The sequence below is a fragment of the Rhodobacter viridis genome (assembly GCF_003217355.1).
In the GTDB taxonomy this organism is placed as follows: domain Bacteria; phylum Pseudomonadota; class Alphaproteobacteria; order Rhodobacterales; family Rhodobacteraceae; genus Rhodobacter; species Rhodobacter viridis.
Map to the genome: position 1 here is coordinate 278,266 of NZ_QJTK01000002.1, position 17,023 is coordinate 295,288.

Below are 17,023 nucleotides of genomic sequence, written 5' to 3' on the forward strand. Positions count from 1 at the left end.
CCGCTGAAACCGACCCTATAAGGAGGGGGACAGTTCAAGATCGGCAAGGGCAGATGAGCACGGATCAGACCAAGACGACTCATTTCGGGTTCCAGACGGTGAACGAAGAGGCCAAGGCCGGGATGGTCCATGGGGTCTTTTCGCGCGTGGCCTCGAAATACGACATCATGAACGATCTGATGAGCATGGGCATCCATCGGATCTGGAAGAATGCGATGATGGACTGGCTGGCGCCGCGCCCCGAGCAGAAGCTGCTCGATGTGGCAGGCGGCACCGGCGACATCGCTTTCCGCTTCCTGAAACGCGCCAAGGGCTCGACCGCGACCGTCTGCGACATGACGGAATCGATGCTGATCGAGGGCCAGAAACGCGCCGATGCCGAGAACATGGCCTCGCGGCTGAACTGGGTCGTCGGCGATGCGATGGACCTGCCGTTCGAAAGTAACAGCTTCGACGTCTACACGATCTCGTTCGGGATCCGGAACGTCACCCGCATTCCCGATGCGCTGAAAGAAGCCTACCGCGTGCTGAAACCGGGCGGGCGGCTGATGGTGCTCGAATTCAGCCAGATCCCGAACGATCTGATGCAGGCGGTCTACGACGCCTATTCCTTCAACGTGATCCCGGTGATGGGGCAGGTCGTGGCGAATGACCGCGACAGCTACCAATATCTGGTCGAATCGATCCGCAAGTTCCCGAACCAGGAGCTTTTCGCCTCGATGATCCGCGAAGCGGGCTTCAGCCAGGTCAAATATCGTAACCTTTCCATGGGCATCGCCGCGCTGCACTCGGGCTGGAAGGTGTAATATGCGCGGCCCGCACAATCTGTGGCGGCTGATCCGCACGGGGGCAACCTTCGAGCGGACCGGCGCCATGCGCGTGGCGCTGGAAGCGATGGAGGCGCCGCCGCGGCTGCGCCTTGTCGCGCGCATCATGGGCTGGCCGTTCAAATGGCTGGGCTATGCGGGCGATCCCGCGCTGCCGCCGGTGACGCGGGCGATCACCGCGCTCGGCCCGGCCTACATCAAGCTGGGGCAGGTGCTCTCGACGCGACCCGACGTGGTGGGCGAGGAGCTGGCCAATCAGCTGCGGGTGTTGCAGGACCGTCTGCCGCCGTTTGATCTGGCGCTGGCCAAGGCGACCTTGGCCGAGGAATACGGCCGTCCGGTCGAAGAAATCTTTTCCGAGTTTTCCGAGCCCGTCGCGGCGGCCTCGATCGCGCAGGTGCATTCGGCGCGGCTGATCGAAACCGGCGAGCGGGTGGCGGTCAAGGTGCTGCGGCCCGGCATCGAAAAGGCCTTTCAGCGCGACATCGACGCCTTCCATTTCGCCGCGGACATGATCGAGCGGCTGTCTCCTGCCTCGCGGCGGCTGCGGCCGTCGGACGTGATCAAGCATTTCGCGGATCTGGTTGCGGGCGAGCTTGACCTCCGGCTGGAAGCGGCGGCGGCCTCGCAATTTGCCGCCAATACCGAGAAAGACGAACATTTCCGGGTGCCGCTGCCGGTCTGGTCGCTGTCGAGCCGCCGGGTGATGGTGATCGACTGGGCCGAGGGCCTGCCGATGGGCGACCCGGAGGCGCTGAAGGCCGCGGGTCATGATGTGACCGCGATCGGCACCCGGGTGTTGCAGCTGTTCCTGAGCCATGCGCTGCGCGACGGCTATTTCCACGGCGACATGCACCAGGGCAACCTGAAGGTGGCCGAGAATGGCGATATCATCGCCTTCGATTTCGGCATCATGGGCCAGATCGACCAATATACCCGGCATGTCTATGCGGAAATCCTGATGGGCTTCATCCATCGCGATTACCGTCGCGTGGCCGAGGTGCATTTCGAAGCCGGTTACATCCCGCCCGAGCAGGATGTGGTGCAATTCGCGCTGGCGCTGCGGGCGGTGGGCGAGCCGATCTTCGGGATGAACGCCAAGCAGATCTCGATGGCGCGGCTTCTGGCCTATCTTTTCGAGGTGACCGAGCGCTTCGGGATGGCGACGCGGACCGAGCTGATCTTGCTGCAACGCACGATGGTGGTGGTTGAAGGGGTCGCGCGGTCGCTCAACCCCGGGATCAACATGTGGGAAACCGCAAAGCCCGTCGTCGAAAGCTACATCCGCGAGAATGTCGGTCCGCGCGGCATCCTGCGCGATCTGACCCGCACCGCGCGGGTGTTGGGGCGGTTCGGGCCGCAACTGCCGGAGCTGATGCAGAAGGCGCTCGAGCGGCAGGTTCAACCCGAAGAAAAGCCCGAGCCGAAATCGGCTCAGGCTCTGGGGGCGGTCAGCGCCGTGTTGATCCTTGCGGCCGGTGTGGCGCTGGGTCTTCTGATCTGATCAGTCGGGATCGCGCAGCGCCGAGATTGACCCTGTCGAGATGGTGCTGCCCCCGGCCAAGACCAGAACGGCACCGTCGCTGGTCCCCTGTGCTTCGACGACCCGGTTGTAAGTCTCGATCGGGTCGGTCGAAAGCAGCGTGCCGTTGTTGTAGCTTTCCAGCTCGAACGTGTAACTTCCGGCCGGAAGCGCATTGCCATCGGCATCGGTGCCGTTCCACGCGATCGCATCGCTCGAGACCGGCGTGGTGAAGCGTGAGACTTCGTTGCCGCTGGCATCACTGACGACCACCGTGGTATCGGTCGCGCCCTTGACCGGATTGGGCGAAATCGTCACCGAATTGGTGCCGTCAAAATAGCCGGGCGAGTCCGAGCGGGCTTCCATGCCCACCCAGTTGGCATATTCGCTCATCCCCATCACGCCCATCTGCGTGGCAAGGCCGGTGAGCAGGTTATTCGTCTTCACCTGCTGTTCGACCTGCGAAAAGGTCGCCAGCTGAACTGCGTAATCGGCGCTGTCCATCGGGCTGGTCGGGTCCTGATTGGTCATCTGCGTCGTCAGCAGCTTCAGGAACATCTGGTAATCGGAACTGACGCTGGCCGCGGTCGAGGATGAGGACGAACTCGACGAGTTCGAGCCGTTGGTCGAGGTGGAGGAGGTTACACTGGTCATGGGGCTCTCTTTCAGATTCTCAGGTCAAGCCCGCCCGAAGCGCTGCGAGGCGAGGATTGAAGGGCGATGGAGGTGGTCTCGAAGCGGGCAACGGGCTCGCGCTCTGGCGCGGCTTGAGCCAGAATCGAGTCCGTTTCCGCCTGTTGTTGCGCCGAAGAGCGCTGATCGGACTGTTGGCCGAACTCGAAGCCGACGTTCGAATAGCCCATCTCGCGGAAATCGCGGGCAAGGCTGTCGATGTTGCGCCGCATCAGATCCAGCGTTTCCGGCCGCTCGGCCTGAACGGCGACGGTGATGGTGCCATCGCTGCTGTGCAGGGTCATCCGCACCTTGCCGAGTTCCTCGGGCGACAGCGTCAGTTCGACGGTCCGATTCCCGGCATCGGCCAGGGCTTGCGACATCTGATGCGCGATGGCATGCGGGCTTGCTGCCCGGTGTGTGCCGGTTGCGGCGCCCGCATCGCCACCAAACAACGATGCGCTGCGCTCGGCGGTTGTGGCCGTGCCGGTGGTGCCGAAAGACAGGGCACCGCCTGAGGACGTCCCGGAGAGGCTGTCGACCTTGTCGGTGGCAGGCGCGGCGGTTGCCTCTGCCGTCTTGACGCTGGCATCTGCTGCCGCGCCAGCGCCTTGCGGTCCCGCGTCCCCGCGATCCTTGGCCGAGGCAACCTCTTTCGACTCGCGCAACCGTGTCATGCGCGGTTGCGGTTCGGTGGACGGGCCTGCCGTCGATGTGGATTGAGATGCAGTCACCGGGGGGGACGCAACCTGGTCCGTGACCGCTTGCGCGACCGGAACGGACTTCGGTTGTGTCGGCGTCGCGCTGTCCGCGTCGGCTGCCGTCGCGGTTTTCGGTTCCGCAGCCGCAGCTTTTGGCGCCGCGACTTCGGCGCTGTTCGCGACCTTGCTGGCCCGCGCTTGCGCAAGGGCTACGCCCGCCGTGTCAGCGGTTTGCGGGGGGGGCGCCGATTGTGCCTCTTCAGCCCGCGGGGCGGAAGCTTGCGACGCCAGAGCTGCCATGACCCGCGATTCGGCAAGAGTTTCACGGGACGAAGAGGCGGTCATGGGCTCCGATTGCGAGACAAGCCGCACCGAAACGTCCTGCGACATCGAGGCCCGCGTTTGGTCTTGTGTTTTGCCTGCGGCGGCCGTTTGCGCCGTGCCTTCGCGTGCCCCGGGACGCCGATCGACGACATTGCGGGTTGCCGCGGACGTGTTCCCCGCAGCGACTTCGCTCGAGGCGACCGCCTGGACGGGCCCTGCCGCAGAGGCCGAACCAAAGGGCGCAGCTTGTCCCGTGGTCGGCGTCGCGTTTGCAAACGTGTCCGTTGCGGAATGCTTTTCGGTTTCCGCCCTCACGTCGTCCGCCACGGCCGGATTGTGTTCGCTGCCGGCCGACGTCGATGCGGCACGTGCCGTTGCGGGCTCTTGCGCGGACTGCGCCGAAGCCTGAGCGCGTCCGGTAGAAGCTTGCCGCGGCGGCTCCGCGTGCTGAGAGACCTGTCGCGCCGCCTGCGAAGAGGCGTTCGCCGTCACGGGCTGGGATGCTTGGGACGGTGCAGTCTGCGCAAAGGCCGTTGCCATGGCGGCTGGCAGCTTTTCCGCGGCCGAATCGTCGCTTGCGACGGCAGGAGCCGCTCGTTCTTTCGACTTCGGATCAGTGGATTCCAAGGCGCGAGGCGCTTCGGTGCGCGATTCGGGAATGCCGTCCTGCAGACCCAGGGCAGCCGCCACGGGTGTGCCCTGCGACGCCGCGCCCACTGTTTCCTGAAGCTTCGGGATGGCGTCAGCGACCCCCGCGCGCCCGACCGGCGCCTCCCGGCCGATCCGCGCCGAGGCGAGTGTCGCCGCGGTCGTTTCGGCCTCAGTGGCTGCGGAGCCATCTGTCACGACCGGCGCCGCGCCTGAGGGGAAAACGGCAGCCGCGACAATCGCCGCTTCGGCGCTTTCCGTGCCGGGCAGGGGCTGCGCTTTCGCCGCCGAGGTCTCGCCCTTTTGCGTTTCCGGTGTTGCCGACGCGGCCTGCGGAGCCACTGCCCCTGCGGTCTCGCGCGTCGTGATGCGTCCAGCTCCCTTCGGCAAGGACGAGACTGCGGCCGCTTCCTGTCCCGGAAGGTGAACCGCGGCCGCAAGATCCGGAGAAAGCGCGCCATCAGCGGCGGCAGGCGCCTGTGCCGCGCCGAGCGTCGCCTGTTGCAGATTGCTTTGCATCGCGGCCGCGACCGTGCCCGAAATGCCCGTCAGGACACTGTCGAGCGCGCCTGCGCCCGCGTCAGCTGCTGCCAACTCGGTCAGCTTGGTTGCTGCTTTATCCAGCTCGGTTCCGTTCCGCGTCTCCGCAGACATGGGCGATTCGGCAAGAATAGTTGCGAAGGCATCATGCCTTCCGGTCGCCGCACCAGTTTCAGCGGCGCCATCAGCACCTCCTCCCTCCACTGGAGAAACGGTGGAAAGAAACGAGATCTGATCCGAGAGAGCGAGTGTTTTCATGACCTCACGACTTCTGCCTGTGACCCGCTCAGAATGGCAGCAGGAGGTTACCGCTTCTTTACCCCGTTATGAGAGAACAAAGCGAAATCGGTTCAATTGGAGCGATTCCCATGGACATTCGGGCTGTCACGGCCGCCGCCACCTCTGCCGCGTCGGATGGCAAGGCGAAAGACGAAGCGGCCCTGCGTCACAAGGCGCAGGACCTTGAAGCCAGTTTTCTGGCGGAAATGCTGAAATACACCGGTCTCGGAAAGAGCGAGGGCGGTTTCGACGGCGGCGTGGGGGAAGAGCAGTTCTCTTCGTTCCTGGTCGACGAATACGCCAACAAGATGGTCAAGGCCGGAGGCATCGGTCTTGCCGAGAGCATCTTCAAGTCGCTGCAGAAAGGAGCGGAGCATGCAGAATGAAACCGAGGACCGGATCGCCCGGCTGATCGACCTCTTGCGTCTCGAGAAGGACGTGATCCGCAATGCCGAATTCGCGGCGCTGCCGGATCTCATCACGCGCAAGGAGGCGCTGCTTGACGAGTTGCAGGGCACGCCCGCGCGTCTGCTGCTTGGCGCGCAGGAAATGGCGCTTGAAAACCAGCGTCTTCTGGACGCGGCGATCAAGGGCGTGCGTTCGGTGCAAGCGCGGCTCGCCGAGATCCGCGAAGCGTCGAAAAGCTACATGAGCTATGATCAGAACGGGAAGGCCCGCAAGATCAGCCCCGAGGGCGGCTCGATCGAACGACGTGCGTAAACCATTCTTCGAAAATCCGAACTATCCAGGGCCGTCCGAAAGGGCGGCCTTAGCACTTCGTTAGGTCTTCACGTGCCAAGGTTCCCCTGCATCCAGAGGGGTGGCGCGGCAGGGCAGCGATGCAGCCGCATGGGTCAGAAAGCCGTAGGCGCCGTTTTACCGACGGCAAGTGAAACCCGGCGCAAAGCGCCAAAGACGAAGGACCTGACATGTCCAGCATTCTCACGAACACCAGCGCCATGGTTGCGCTGCAAACCCTCAAGGGCATCAACTCGAACCTGTCGAAGACCCAGTCGGAAATCTCGACCGGCAAGACCGTCGCATCGGCCAAGGACAATTCCGCGGTCTGGGCCATCTCGAAAGTGATGGAATCGGACGTGAGCGGCTTCGAGTCGGTTTCGACCAGCCTTGCGACCGGTCAATCGATGGTGTCGGTGGCTCGGACCGCCGTTGAATCGATCACGGACGACCTCAAGACGATCAAGCAAAAGATCGTTGCAGCGCAGGATCCGTCGGCGGACACTGGCAAGCTCAACGATGAGATTGGCGAACTGGTCAAGATGATCAAGGCGAAAGTCTCGGGCGCGCAGTTCAACGGCGTCAACCTGATCAGCTCGGCCGGCTCGGAAACCATCCTCGGTTCGCTCGACCGCGCGGGCGGTACCGTTACGACCAACACCATCGACATCGCCCACCAGGACATGAGCACTGCCGCGAGCGCCTTGGCGACCGGGACGGTTGCTGCTGGCGCGACGGCGGGCAACTTTGCTCCGGCCGGTGGCAACAAGGGCTCGGCGGCGATCGAAGCCGGCGGCGCGGCGGGTTTTGCGCTCTCTGGTCTCGAAGTCGGCGAAACGGTCACCATGGCCATCGGCGACAAGTCGTTCAGCTATCAGGTCAGCCAGGCTGATGTGGACTCGGGCTCGGACGTGAACGAAGTTGCGACCGCCAACCTCTACAGCCAGGTGATGGACGCCGGGATCACTGGCGTGACCGCGACCTACACCGCCGGCAGCGCTGATCTGACGATCAACGTCGGCTCCACTGCAACGCTCGGTGTCAACATGAGCGTGTCGATCAACGCGGCGGGTTCGGGTCCGCTCGCGGGTCTGGATGGCTTCACCACGTCGAACACCGTGGCCGACATCGAATCGATGATCAACGGCTCCATCGACGCGGCCGCTGCCTTCGGTGCCGTCGAATCGCGGATCGAGAGCCAGGCGAGCTTCGTCAGCGACCTCGGTGATGCGCTGAAGAACGGTATCGGCGCTCTGGTCGACGCTGACATGGAAGAGGCTTCGGCCCGTCTGCAAGCTCTGCAGACCCAGCAGCAGCTGGGTATCCAGTCGCTGTCGATCGCCAACCAGCAACCGCAGTCGATCCTGTCGCTGTTCAAGTGATGACTTTCGGGGGGCGCCTTGGCGGCGCCCCCTCTGCCCGCGGCAAAGCCGCGATCTGACCCCTCTCGCCACTGGAAGGTATTCCTGTGAACGCCACGATTCTGGCCAAAACGGCCTACGCAAACCCCGGTCAGCCCACCCGCACCCTGCGCGGCACCGAATACGAAATATTCGCGCGTGTGACCCATCGCCTCAAACAGGCGGCCGGTATGGAAAAGTCGAATTTCCCCGCGCTTGTGCGTGCGCTTTACGATAACCGCCGTCTCTGGACGACTCTGGCGGTTGATGTTGCCCTTCCCGACAATGAACTCCCCGATACGCTGCGGGCGCGTATCTTCTACCTGAATCAATTCACTCAGGCGCACAGCGGCAAGGTCCTCAAGGGCGAAGCCACCGTCGACGTCCTCATCGATATCAACACCGCGATCATGCGCGGTCTGCGTCGGGAGGGTGGTGCGGAATGACCGGCCTGGTTCTCAAACTCGCCCCCAAAGAACGTGTGCTGATCAACGGCGCCGTGATCGAAAATGGGGACCGTCGTTCCCGCCTTGCGATCATGACCCCGAATGCGCATATCCTGCGTCTGCGCGACGCGATCCACCCCGAGGAAGTCAACACCCCGGTCCGTCGTGTCTGCTATATCGCGCAACTCGTGCTCTCGGGGGATGCCGAGCCTGGCGAGGCGCGGATGCAACTCTTGCGCGGCATCGAGCAACTCAGCCAGGTTCTGACCGATCATGACAGCCGGTCTCATCTGACCCAGGCCACGGCGGCCGTGCTGGAAGATCAGCATTATCAGGCCTTGAAGTCGCTGCGCGCCCTTCTGCCAAGGGAGGAGCGGCTTCTCGCCGCCGGAAGCGCGTGAGCTACACGCCGGTCATACCGGCCAGCGGTTATGCGGGCTGGAAGCTGCTCAACCGTACGATGGAAAAGCAGAAGGCGGCGTTTGTCGCCTCTGCTGACGTCAAGCGCGACGAAGACTATTTCCGCTCAAAGATCGGAACGATCACGACCGCCGAAGATCTGGTTGCCGATCGTCGTCTTCTGAAGGTTGCTCTGGGCGCATTCGGGCTGGATTCGGACATCAACAACAAGTTCTTCGTTCGCAAGGTGCTTGAGGGCAGCACGACCGACACCAAGGCGCTGGCCAACAAGCTTGCCGACAAGACCTATCTCAAACTGGCGACGGCCTTCGGTTTTGGCGATTCGGATACGCCGCGCACGCAATTGAGCGGGTTTGCTGACGAGATCTTGCAGAAATACGAGACCCGGCAATTCGAAGCCGCCGTGGGGGATTCCGACGAGACCTACCGGTTCGCGATGTCGGCGCAACGCGAACTTGCCGATCTGGCGGCCGCGTCGAGCTCCAACAACACCAAATGGTATAGTGTGATCGGGTCGAAATCGCTCAGCACCGTCATGCAGACGGCTCTCGGTCTGCCCAGCAGTGTCGGCTCGCTGGATGTCGATCAGCAGCTGGTCATTTACACCCAGAAGGCGAAATCCGTTCTGGGCAGTTCGGATTTCGCGACCTTCTCGGACAGCGCCGTGATGGACAAGACCATTCGGCTCTATCTCGTTCGCTCGCAGATGGCGGCGAACACCACCGCCACCTCTGGCAATGTCGCCCTGCAATTGCTGCAGGGAGGCTCCACGGGAATCTCCACCGCCTCTCTGCTGTCGAAGCTCGTCTGATCAACCCGCTGGCGTAAGCGCTGCCGTGAGCCGCGAAAAGCTCGACCGAGTCCCATCCGCCGCATCGCGCGCCAAAAACGCATCCAGCGCTGGCCAGACCTTGATCGCGGCGTCGATCACGGGATCGCTTCCTGCGGCGTAGAGACCGGCTTGAATCATCATCTCCGCGCGGTCGTAAGCGCCCAGAAGCTTGCGCGCCTTCGCAATCAGGTCGTTTTCGGCCGGGGTTGCCGCATCCGGCAAGGACCGCGAGACCGAGCGCAGCAGATCAATCGCAGGGAACCGGCCGCGTTCGGCAATCGCGCGGTCCAGGACGACGTGACCATCGAGCGTACCGCGCAGGATGTCTGCGACCGGCTCTTCCATATCCGATCCGGCAACCAGCACCGAGAAGACCGCGGTGATGTCGCCCGCCCCTTCCATCCCGGGGCCGGAGCGTTCGGCAAGTGACATGATCTGGTGCGAGGTCGAGGGTGGATACCCGCGCAGGCTGGGGGGTTCCCCCGCAGCCAGGGCGACCTCGCGATGGGCTTCGGCAAAGCGCGTCACGCTGTCGGCCAGAAACAGAACATGCTTGCCCTGATCGCGGAAATACTCGGCGACCGTCATCGCCGACCAGCCGCAGCGGCGACGTACCAACGGGGATTGGTCGGAGGTGGCCGCGACGATGACCGAACGGGCCATGCCCTCCGGCCCCAGTGTCTTTTCGACGAACTCGCGCAGCTCCCGGCCGCGTTCGCCGATCAGCGCGATCACCACGACATCGGCGGCGACCCCGCGCGCAAATTTTGCCAGGAGCGACGACTTGCCGACACCGGAGCCCGCAAAGAGGCCGATGCGCTGCCCGCGCACGAGCGGCAGCATGGTGTTGAAGGCGTCGAGCCCGGTTTCAACCCGGCCGCCCAGACGACGCCGGAAGGCGGCGGGGGGAGGTGAGGTGCGGATGTTGCGTTCGATCCCGCCACGCAGCAGCGGCCGACCATCGAGCGGGCGACCGAACGGGTCAACGATCCGACCGATCCAGCTGTCGTCCGGGGCGATGCCGGTTTGCCCCAGCACCTCGACCCTGTCGCCGATCGCGACGCCATCCACCGCGCAATCGGCCAGAAGCGTCACCGCCCCGCGGCGCAGCGCAATCACCTCGGCTCCGAAGACGGCGCCGGATTGGGTGTGCAGACGGGCCCGGTCTCCCAGCGCCGCGCGCGAAGTCAGGCCGCTGACCTCGATCGTGCCCTTTCCAACTTCGAAGACCCGTCCGACGGGATGCACGGCCCCCACGTCCGCGATTTCAGCCTGCAATCGTTCGAGTCCGTTCATCGCCATTCTGGCTCCCCGTGTCTTCGAGTCGGTGTCTTCGAGTCGGTGTTCTCGAAACGTTTTCTAAACGATTCTCTCTTAAGCCTTGGTTGATAGCTCGGAGGAGAAACCCCGATGTTCGAGAAACTCGAAGTTTTCCAGATGGCGCAGTCCATGGCCCGGCAGGCCTCGCTGCGCGAAGGCGCGATTGCGACCAATATCGCGAATGCCGATACCCCCGGGTATCGCGCCCGTGACGTTTCCTCTTTCGCCGACACCTACAAGACCGAACATGTCGCGCCGATGCGGGCGACCCGGCCCGGGCATATCGGGTCGGATGGGTCCTACACTGTCTCTGTCGGGGAAGATCCCGACTCCGATTCCACCTCGCCCGATGGCAACGGGGTCGCGATCGAGGACGAGATGGTGAAGGCGGTCGAGGTCAAGCGTCAGCACGATCTCGCGCTCGCGATCTACAAGTCCTCGCTCAACGTCCTGCGCAGCAGTCTCGGGAAAGGTTGATCATGGGCGACTTCACATCCACGCTTTCCGTTTCCGCCTCTGGCCTCAAGGCGCAATCGATGCGCCTGCGCCATGTGTCGGAGAATATCGCCAACGCCGACACCCCCGGATACCACCGCAAGGTCGTTCAATTCGAGGAAGTGGCGGCGCAGGACGACGGCGCGGCCACCGGGGTGCAACTCGGTCCCGTCGAACTCGACCAGAAGGACCTGTCCCGCATCTATGATCCGGGCAGCCCCCTGGCCGACAAGAACGGCTACTATGACGGCTCGAATGTCGATCTGGTGGTCGAAATCGCAGACGCGCGTGAAGCGCAGCGCAGTTACGAGGCGAACCTCAGAATGTTCGATCAGACCCGACAGATGTCGGCCTCTCTGCTCGATCTGCTGCGTCGTTGAAACCCTGAAGACGAAGGAGGTCCAGAATGGACATCAAGACTTCTGTCGCGGCACAAGGCTATGCACGAGCCCGCTCAGCCGCAACGCCCCTGTCTGACAGCACCGTTTCCGATCAGGGCGGTGGACTCGGCAAGGTCGCCACGAGCTTCCTCGAAACGATGCAGCACAGCGAGGAGACGGCGAAATCCGCGATGCTCGGCAATGCCGATCCGCATACGCTGGTGCAAGCCCTCGCCCAGACCGAACTCGCGGTCGAGACCGCGGTGACGGTGCGCAACAAGGTCGTCGAGGCCTATCAGGAAATTCTCCGGATGCCGGTGTGAGATGTCCGACACCGTCTTCTTCGACGCGATGCGGGAAGGTCTCTGGATCGCGGTGATGATCTCGGCGCCGATGCTGATCGTGGCACTCGTCGCCGGGGTTACCATCGGCCTCTTTCAGGCGCTCACCTCGGTTCAGGAGATGACGCTGACCTTCGTGCCGAAGGTCGGCGCCATGCTCGTCGTCTTCTGGGTGTCGATGTCCTTCATGTCCGAAACCCTCGTCGATTTCTTCAAGTCGGGGATCATCCCGCTCATTGTCGGAAGCTGAGCCATGGACAATACGATCTATGCGGCCCTGTCGCGCCAATCCGGCCTGATGCGCGAGATGCAGGTGGTCGCCAACAACATGGCGAATATCACCACCACCGGGTTCCGTCGCGAAGGGGTGGTGTTCTCCGAATACGTCGATTCGCTTGATGGCAACGAGCCCTCGCTCTCGATGGGCTATGCCAACGGACGCACGATCAACTTCGAAGAGGGCCCGCTTGCCTCGACCGGCAGCCCGCTCGACTTTGCCATTCAGGGCAAGGGCTTCTTCATGATCGAAACGCCCGACGGCAATCAGCTGACGCGTGCGGGCAGTTTCATGCGCTCCTCCGAGGGCGAGCTGGTCACCCCCGAGGGCTTCCGCGTGCTGGACAACGGCGGCTCGCCGATCTTTCTGCCCGCTGATCAGGGGCCGATCGCCATCGCCGAAGACGGAACGCTTTCGGCCAAGGGGCAACCGCTGGCACAGCTTGGTCTTTACGATCCTCAGAATTCCACCTCGCTCAGCCTTCAGGCGGGCACCCGGTTCGCTGTGCCCGAGGGTACCGTTCCTGCCGAAAACGCCCGTGTCATGCAGGGCTTCGTCGAGCAGTCGAACGTCGATCCGGTGTCCGAGATCGCCCGGATGGTCGAGGTGCAGCGGGCCTACGAATTGGGCCAGAACTTCCTCGACCGCGAGGATGAACGCATTCGCAACGTCATCTCGACGCTGAAGTAAAGGAGATCCCCGATGCGCGCCCTGCAGATTGCCGCCACCGGGATGAGCGCCCAGCAGATGCGGGTCGAAGTCATCTCGAACAACCTCGCCAACATGTCGACCACGGGCTACAACGCCCGGCGCGCGGAATTCGCCGATCTGATGTATCAGCAGGCGACCCGTCCCGGCACGATCACCGCCAACGATGGCACCATCGTGCCGGCCGGCGTGCAGATCGGTCTGGGTGTGCGCCCGACCGCGGTCAGCATCAACCTGGCGCAGGGCTCGCTGACCCAGACCAGCGGCGATCTCGACATGGCGATCGACGGGTATGGCTTCTTTGAAGTGACCCTGCCTTCGGGGGCTTCGGCCTATACCCGCGACGGTGGGTTCAAGCGCTCGGCCGATGGTCAGATCGTCACCTCGGATGGCTATCCGCTGGTGCCCGGCATCACCTTGCCGTCCGACGCGACGACGATTTCGATCAACGCCGCGGGTGAGGTCTATGCCTATTTCAACAATCAGGTGCAGCCGCAGCTGCTGGGCCAGATCACGCTGGCGGGCTTCACCAACGAAAAGGGCCTCGAGGCGATCGGCTCGAACCTGTTCCTTGAAACCGAGGCTTCCGGGGCGCCGACCGTGGTGGTGCCGGGCACCAGCGGGCTGGGCGTGATCAAGCAGGGCTATCTCGAGGAAAGCTCGGTCGATGCGGTGCGCGAGATCACCGAACTGATCAAGGCGCAGCGCGGCTACGAGATGAACGCCAAGGTGATCACCGCCGTCGACGAGATGTTGCAAGCGACGACACAGGTGCGCTGATGATCCGGTTGGCCCTTTCCCTTCTGCTTTGCGGTCTTCCCGCCCTGGCCGAAGCCGGTTCGGTTGTGGCCGCGCGCACGCTGCGGGCGCAGACCGTGATCACCGAATCCGATCTGGCCTTCGCCGAGGACGAGGTGCCGGGTGCCCTGACCGATCCGATGGCGGCGATCGGGCTCGAGACCCGGATCGCGATCTATCCGCAACAACCGATCAGCGCCGCAGATCTGGTGCCGCCTGCCGTCGTCGAACGCAACCAGATGGTGCCGCTGGCCTATCAGGATGGCAGCCTTTCGATCACGACCGAGGGGCGCGCACTCGACCGCGGTGCGGTGGGCGAGACGATCCGGGTGATGAACATCACCTCCAAGGCAACCCTTTTCGCGATGATTGGCGCCGATGGCGTCGCTTATGTCCAACCTCACTGAAAGTCCGTTCCATGCGCTCCATCCTTCTTGTCCTCATGGCCCTTTCGTTGGCCGCCTGTGGTCGGCTCGAGCAGGTCGGCAAGGCTCCGGACTTCAAGACTGTCGAAGGCAGCGACGAGTTCTTTGCCATGAACAGCCCGCCGATGCCGGACGATATCGCGCCGCAGACCGAGGCGCAGGAGGCCTCGCTCTGGTCGGGCAATCGCGGCTCGCTGCTGGGTGATCGTCGCGCGGCGACGCGCGGCGACATCCTGACCGTGGTGATCGAGATCGACGACAAGGCCGAGATCTCGAACACCTCGGACCGGTCGCGGGCCAGCTCCGACACGATGGGGGTGCCCTCGATGTTCGGCATTCCGCAGCGTCTGAATTCGCAACTGCCGAGCGGTGCCTCGATGGACAGCGCCTACGAGACCAGTTCCGCCTCGTCTTACAAGGGCGATGGCTCGGTGGCGCGGAAAGAGAAGCTGACCCTGCGCGTGGCGGCCACCGTGCTCGACCGGCTGCCGAATGGCGTGCTGCGGATCCAGGGCAGTCAGGAGGTCCGGGTGAACTTCGAGGTGCGCGAGCTGATCGTGACCGGTTTCGTGCGGCCCGAAGACGTCAGCCGCCAGAACGAGATCACTTACGACAAGATCGCCGGCGCGCGGATTTCCTATGGCGGCCGTGGTCAGATCACCGACGTGCAGCAGCCGCGCTATGGCCAGCAGGTCGCCGACATCCTTCTTCCGTTCTGAGGTTTCCATGCTGAAGATCATTCTTCCCGTTGTGCTTGCGTTGATCGGGCTCGCCGGAGGCGGGGCAGCGGGCTACTTCCTGAGGCCGCCGCCACCTCCGCCGGAGGAAGCGGCTGCCGAAGCCGGAGCCGAGGGCGAAAAGGCCCCGGCGGAAGGCAAGGAAAAGCCCAAGGGCGAGCATGCCGCGCCCGAGAAAGCCGCTGGAGAGCATGCCGGTGGCGAGGGGGAAGCTGGCGCCGAGGGCGAAGAGGGCGCGCCGACGATCGAATATGTGAAGCTGAACAACCAGTTCGTAATTCCGGTGATCAAGAAGGGCTCGGTCGCCTCGCTGGTGGTGCTTTCGCTGAGCCTCGAGGTGACGGTGGGCAGCACCGAAAAGGTCTATGCCGCCGAACCGAAGCTGCGCGACGTGCTGCTGCAGGTTCTTTTCGATCATGCCAATGCGGGCGGGTTTGAAGGCTCCTTCACCGATACGGCCAACATGACCGACCTGCGCCGCGCTTTGACCGAGGCGTCGCAGGGGGTGCTGGGGGATCTGGTGCTGAACGTGCTGATCTCGGATATCGCCCGGCAGGATTCGCAGTAACCGCTTCCACGGCTTTCAAAGCAAAAAGGCTGGCAACCGTGGTTGCCAGCCTTTTTGTTCAGTGGTGCCGGTGAAGGGACTCGAACCCCCGACCCCATCATTACGAATGACGTGCTCTACCAGCTGAGCTACACCGGCACTGTGGCGCGCAGTTAGCACGCCCTTGCGGGGATGTGTAGCCCTATTTTTCGCGTTCGCTCACAGCGCGGGCTGTTCCTTCAAGTGTTTCGCCCGCATCGGCTTTCGTCCCTTTCGGCACGATCAGCGGCAGCATCTCGGCGCCATTGGGCAACGGCATGCTGTTATGCGCCGGTTCACGCCAGCTCAGCGTGTCGAAGCCGCCGCAATTGTCGCAAACCGGGCCCCACTGCGACTGGATGTTCTGGCACTTGTCGCAGCACCATTGCTTGCCGCGCGGCGCCGTCAGCGCCTTGGACAGCCAGCCACGGACCACCGCGTCGTCCTCGCCCTCGCCGCGCTCGATCGCCGCCATCAGCGTCAGCACGCGCGAGGTCGGGTTGCTTTCGACCAGATTGCCCAATGCCCGACGGGCCGCCGGGAAATCCTCGGCCGCGATGCAAAGCTCGGCGCGCAGCAGACGCGTTTCCTCGTGATCGGGGCGCAGCGACAGCAGTTTTTCGAAGCGCTTCAGACGCTCGGTCGCTGATTCGCCCGGCACCATCGAGGCAAAGACCGCCGCCAGATCCGGATGCGGCTGCGCTTCCCAGGCCTTCAGCAGCACGCGGGTCGCCGATTTCGCATCGCCCTTGTCGTAATGCGCCTTGGCCGCCATCGCCGCCGCGGGAATGAGGTCAGGCGAAGCCTTGGCCGCGGCAATGGCCGCTTCCTGCGCCTCGATCGAGGTGCCGCCATCCAGAACCGCCTTGGCCTCCTGCAGCGCCAGCACAGCGTCGCGACGCTTGTGCACGTCCTTCGGCAGTTGCCCCTGACGCATCTTCGCCAGCAGCACGTCACGCGCGCCTTTCCAGTCGCCCACCTCGGTCTGCAGCTTGAATAGCGTGTTCTGCACCTCGAGGTTCTTCGGGTTCAGCGCAAAGGCCTTTTGCGCCAGCTTCACCGCGGTATCGGTGTCGCCCTCGGCCAGCTTCTGCGACAAAAGGCCCTGCACGCCGACGAAGCGGGTGCGCTGATCGGCCAGAAGCTTCCGATAGACCTCTTCGGCCTTGCGGCTGTCGCCGTTCATCATCGCCGCCTGCGCGGTCAGAAGGTTGGTCAGCTCGGGGCGGCGCAGGTAGCGCTCGGCCTTGTTGGCCTTGGACAGCGCCAGCTTCGATTCGCCCGAGGCGACGGCCAGCATCCCCTCGGCGAGAGCCTCGTAGCCCTTGCGCTCGCGGTTGCGGTCGAAATAGCGGCTGATCGCGGTTTCGTCGCCGGTCACGAAGCGGATGAAGGCGAAGACGAAGCCGAGCACCTTCAGCGCCAGCCAGATCGCGATCACGAGGAGCCCGACCAGGATCACCGCTTGCAGCGCGCCCAGGTTCAGCTCGATCCCGAAGGCGACGATGCGGATGGTTTCGCCCAGATCCGAGAGCCAGGCGGCGCCGAAGGCGAGCCCGACCACGATGGCGACGAACAGCGAGATTTTAATGAAAGACCAGATCATC

The 17,023-nt window shown here is 63.8% G+C and carries 21 protein-coding genes and 1 tRNA gene; 17 read left to right on the forward strand and 5 right to left on the reverse strand.

Going from position 1 to position 17,023, the window contains the following annotated elements; all coding sequences use genetic code 11:
* Positions 1-53 precede the first annotated feature (53 nt).
* Together ubiE and ubiB are read left to right on the forward strand one after the other, a co-directional pair.
* Positions 54-806 carry a bifunctional demethylmenaquinone methyltransferase/2-methoxy-6-polyprenyl-1,4-benzoquinol methylase UbiE gene (ubiE, locus tag C8J30_RS04565; RefSeq protein ID WP_013069227.1) on the forward strand — a complete coding sequence of 251 codons (753 nt, stop codon included), beginning with the start codon at positions 54-56 and terminating at the stop codon, positions 804-806.
* Between the two features lies 1 nt (position 807).
* A complete protein-coding gene (gene ubiB, locus C8J30_RS04570; RefSeq protein WP_110804538.1) occupies positions 808-2,331 on the forward strand; it encodes a 2-polyprenylphenol 6-hydroxylase in 1,524 nt (507 codons plus the stop codon).
* Here ubiB and C8J30_RS04575 read toward each other — a convergent pair whose 3' ends face one another.
* Positions 2,332-3,003, reverse strand: a complete 672-nt coding sequence (locus C8J30_RS04575) for a flagellar hook capping FlgD N-terminal domain-containing protein (protein ID WP_110804539.1) — start codon at positions 3,001-3,003, stop codon at positions 2,332-2,334.
* Between the two features lie 11 nt (positions 3,004-3,014).
* Positions 3,015-5,492 carry a flagellar hook-length control protein FliK gene (locus C8J30_RS04580; protein WP_110804540.1) on the reverse strand — a complete coding sequence of 826 codons (2,478 nt, stop codon included), beginning with the start codon at positions 5,490-5,492 and terminating at the stop codon, positions 3,015-3,017.
* 68 nt (positions 5,493-5,560) lie between these two features.
* Here C8J30_RS04580 and C8J30_RS04585 point away from each other — a divergent pair, with 68 nt between their 5' ends.
* The 6 genes from C8J30_RS04585 (at position 5,561) to C8J30_RS04610 (ending at position 9,328) form a co-directional block, all read left to right on the forward strand.
* Positions 5,561-5,899, forward strand: a complete 339-nt coding sequence (locus tag C8J30_RS04585; protein WP_394341906.1) for a rod-binding protein — start codon at positions 5,561-5,563, stop codon at positions 5,897-5,899.
* The gene (locus C8J30_RS04590; protein ID WP_110804542.1) at positions 5,889-6,233 is read left to right on the forward strand and encodes a hypothetical protein; all 345 of its coding nucleotides are present in this window, start codon (positions 5,889-5,891) and stop codon (positions 6,231-6,233) included. The genes C8J30_RS04585 and C8J30_RS04590 overlap by 11 nt, the downstream gene beginning before the upstream one ends.
* Before the next feature lie 209 nt (positions 6,234-6,442).
* A complete protein-coding gene (locus C8J30_RS04595) occupies positions 6,443-7,633 on the forward strand; it encodes a flagellin N-terminal helical domain-containing protein (RefSeq protein WP_110804543.1) in 1,191 nt (396 codons plus the stop codon).
* 86 nt (positions 7,634-7,719) lie between these two features.
* Entirely contained in the window at positions 7,720-8,097 is a 378-nt protein-coding gene (gene flaF, locus C8J30_RS04600) for a flagellar biosynthesis regulator FlaF (RefSeq protein ID WP_110804544.1), read from the forward strand.
* Positions 8,094-8,498 (forward strand): flagellar biosynthesis repressor FlbT, encoded by a 405-nt coding sequence (flbT, locus tag C8J30_RS04605; protein WP_110804545.1) that lies wholly within the window; start codon positions 8,094-8,096, stop codon positions 8,496-8,498. The genes flaF and flbT overlap by 4 nt, the downstream gene beginning before the upstream one ends.
* Positions 8,495-9,328, forward strand: coding sequence for a DUF1217 domain-containing protein (locus C8J30_RS04610; RefSeq protein ID WP_110804546.1), 834 nt, complete (start codon positions 8,495-8,497; stop codon positions 9,326-9,328). Before flbT ends, C8J30_RS04610 begins: the two co-directional genes overlap by 4 nt.
* On the opposite strand, the gene C8J30_RS04615 is transcribed toward C8J30_RS04610, so the two are convergent.
* The gene (locus C8J30_RS04615; RefSeq protein WP_394341907.1) at positions 9,329-10,651 is read right to left on the reverse strand and encodes a FliI/YscN family ATPase; all 1,323 of its coding nucleotides are present in this window, start codon (positions 10,649-10,651) and stop codon (positions 9,329-9,331) included. It abuts the gene before it with no gap.
* 108 nt (positions 10,652-10,759) lie between these two features.
* On the opposite strand from C8J30_RS04615, the gene C8J30_RS04620 reads away from it, so the two are divergent.
* From C8J30_RS04620 to C8J30_RS04660, 9 genes are read left to right on the forward strand one after another with little or no spacing between them, the layout of a single operon-like run.
* Positions 10,760-11,146: a FlgB family protein gene (locus C8J30_RS04620; protein ID WP_110804547.1), complete on the forward strand. Its 387-nt coding sequence runs from the start codon at positions 10,760-10,762 to the stop codon at positions 11,144-11,146.
* Between the two features lie 2 nt (positions 11,147-11,148).
* Positions 11,149-11,544, forward strand: coding sequence for a flagellar basal body rod protein FlgC (gene flgC, locus C8J30_RS04625; RefSeq protein WP_110804548.1), 396 nt, complete (start codon positions 11,149-11,151; stop codon positions 11,542-11,544).
* A gap of 26 nt (positions 11,545-11,570) precedes the next feature.
* On the forward strand, positions 11,571-11,867 hold the full coding sequence (gene fliE, locus C8J30_RS04630; protein ID WP_110804549.1) for a flagellar hook-basal body complex protein FliE: 297 nt from the start codon (positions 11,571-11,573) through the stop codon (positions 11,865-11,867).
* 1 nt (position 11,868) lies between these two features.
* Complete coding sequence (locus tag C8J30_RS04635) at positions 11,869-12,135, forward strand: flagellar biosynthetic protein FliQ (protein WP_110804550.1); 267 nt, start codon at positions 11,869-11,871, stop codon at positions 12,133-12,135.
* Between the two features lie 3 nt (positions 12,136-12,138).
* Complete coding sequence (locus C8J30_RS04640; protein WP_110804551.1) at positions 12,139-12,852, forward strand: flagellar hook-basal body complex protein; 714 nt, start codon at positions 12,139-12,141, stop codon at positions 12,850-12,852.
* 12 nt (positions 12,853-12,864) lie between these two features.
* Positions 12,865-13,650 carry a flagellar basal-body rod protein FlgG gene (flgG, locus tag C8J30_RS04645; protein ID WP_110804552.1) on the forward strand — a complete coding sequence of 262 codons (786 nt, stop codon included), beginning with the start codon at positions 12,865-12,867 and terminating at the stop codon, positions 13,648-13,650.
* A complete protein-coding gene (gene flgA, locus C8J30_RS04650; protein WP_110804553.1) occupies positions 13,650-14,075 on the forward strand; it encodes a flagellar basal body P-ring formation chaperone FlgA in 426 nt (141 codons plus the stop codon). The genes flgG and flgA overlap by 1 nt, the downstream gene beginning before the upstream one ends.
* 11 nt (positions 14,076-14,086) lie before the next feature.
* Positions 14,087-14,812 (forward strand): flagellar basal body L-ring protein FlgH, encoded by a 726-nt coding sequence (flgH, locus tag C8J30_RS04655; protein WP_110804554.1) that lies wholly within the window; start codon positions 14,087-14,089, stop codon positions 14,810-14,812.
* 7 nt (positions 14,813-14,819) lie between these two features.
* Positions 14,820-15,398 (forward strand): flagellar basal body-associated FliL family protein, encoded by a 579-nt coding sequence (locus C8J30_RS04660; RefSeq protein ID WP_110804555.1) that lies wholly within the window; start codon positions 14,820-14,822, stop codon positions 15,396-15,398.
* Between the two features lie 62 nt (positions 15,399-15,460).
* On the opposite strand, the gene C8J30_RS04665 is transcribed toward C8J30_RS04660, so the two are convergent.
* A tRNA-Thr gene (locus C8J30_RS04665) sits at positions 15,461-15,536 on the reverse strand.
* Between the two features lie 43 nt (positions 15,537-15,579).
* Complete coding sequence (locus C8J30_RS04670; protein ID WP_110804556.1) at positions 15,580-17,022, reverse strand: heme biosynthesis protein HemY; 1,443 nt, start codon at positions 17,020-17,022, stop codon at positions 15,580-15,582.
* Position 17,023: the final 1 nt, after the last annotated feature.

Bases quoted from the DNA above. Each gene is read 5' to 3' on its own strand.
- ubiE (WP_013069227.1), top strand. From the start codon at position 54: ATGAGCACGGATCAGACCAAGACGACTCATTTCGGGTTCCAGACGGTG.
- ubiB (WP_110804538.1), top strand. From the start codon at position 808: ATGCGCGGCCCGCACAATCTGTGGCGGCTGATCCGCACGGGGGCAACC.
- C8J30_RS04575 (WP_110804539.1), bottom strand. From the start codon at position 3,003: ATGACCAGTGTAACCTCCTCCACCTCGACCAACGGCTCGAACTCGTCG.
- C8J30_RS04580 (WP_110804540.1), bottom strand. From the start codon at position 5,492: ATGAAAACACTCGCTCTCTCGGATCAGATCTCGTTTCTTTCCACCGTT.
- C8J30_RS04585 (WP_394341906.1), top strand. From the start codon at position 5,561: ATGAGAGAACAAAGCGAAATCGGTTCAATTGGAGCGATTCCCATGGAC.
- C8J30_RS04590 (WP_110804542.1), top strand. From the start codon at position 5,889: ATGCAGAATGAAACCGAGGACCGGATCGCCCGGCTGATCGACCTCTTG.
- C8J30_RS04595 (WP_110804543.1), top strand. From the start codon at position 6,443: ATGTCCAGCATTCTCACGAACACCAGCGCCATGGTTGCGCTGCAAACC.
- flbT (WP_110804545.1), top strand. From the start codon at position 8,094: ATGACCGGCCTGGTTCTCAAACTCGCCCCCAAAGAACGTGTGCTGATC.
- C8J30_RS04615 (WP_394341907.1), bottom strand. From the start codon at position 10,651: ATGGCGATGAACGGACTCGAACGATTGCAGGCTGAAATCGCGGACGTG.
- C8J30_RS04620 (WP_110804547.1), top strand. From the start codon at position 10,760: ATGTTCGAGAAACTCGAAGTTTTCCAGATGGCGCAGTCCATGGCCCGG.
- flgC (WP_110804548.1), top strand. From the start codon at position 11,149: ATGGGCGACTTCACATCCACGCTTTCCGTTTCCGCCTCTGGCCTCAAG.
- fliE (WP_110804549.1), top strand. From the start codon at position 11,571: ATGGACATCAAGACTTCTGTCGCGGCACAAGGCTATGCACGAGCCCGC.
- C8J30_RS04635 (WP_110804550.1), top strand. From the start codon at position 11,869: ATGTCCGACACCGTCTTCTTCGACGCGATGCGGGAAGGTCTCTGGATC.
- C8J30_RS04640 (WP_110804551.1), top strand. From the start codon at position 12,139: ATGGACAATACGATCTATGCGGCCCTGTCGCGCCAATCCGGCCTGATG.
- flgG (WP_110804552.1), top strand. From the start codon at position 12,865: ATGCGCGCCCTGCAGATTGCCGCCACCGGGATGAGCGCCCAGCAGATG.
- flgA (WP_110804553.1), top strand. From the start codon at position 13,650: ATGATCCGGTTGGCCCTTTCCCTTCTGCTTTGCGGTCTTCCCGCCCTG.
- flgH (WP_110804554.1), top strand. From the start codon at position 14,087: ATGCGCTCCATCCTTCTTGTCCTCATGGCCCTTTCGTTGGCCGCCTGT.
- C8J30_RS04660 (WP_110804555.1), top strand. From the start codon at position 14,820: ATGCTGAAGATCATTCTTCCCGTTGTGCTTGCGTTGATCGGGCTCGCC.
- C8J30_RS04670 (WP_110804556.1), bottom strand. From the start codon at position 17,022: ATGATCTGGTCTTTCATTAAAATCTCGCTGTTCGTCGCCATCGTGGTC.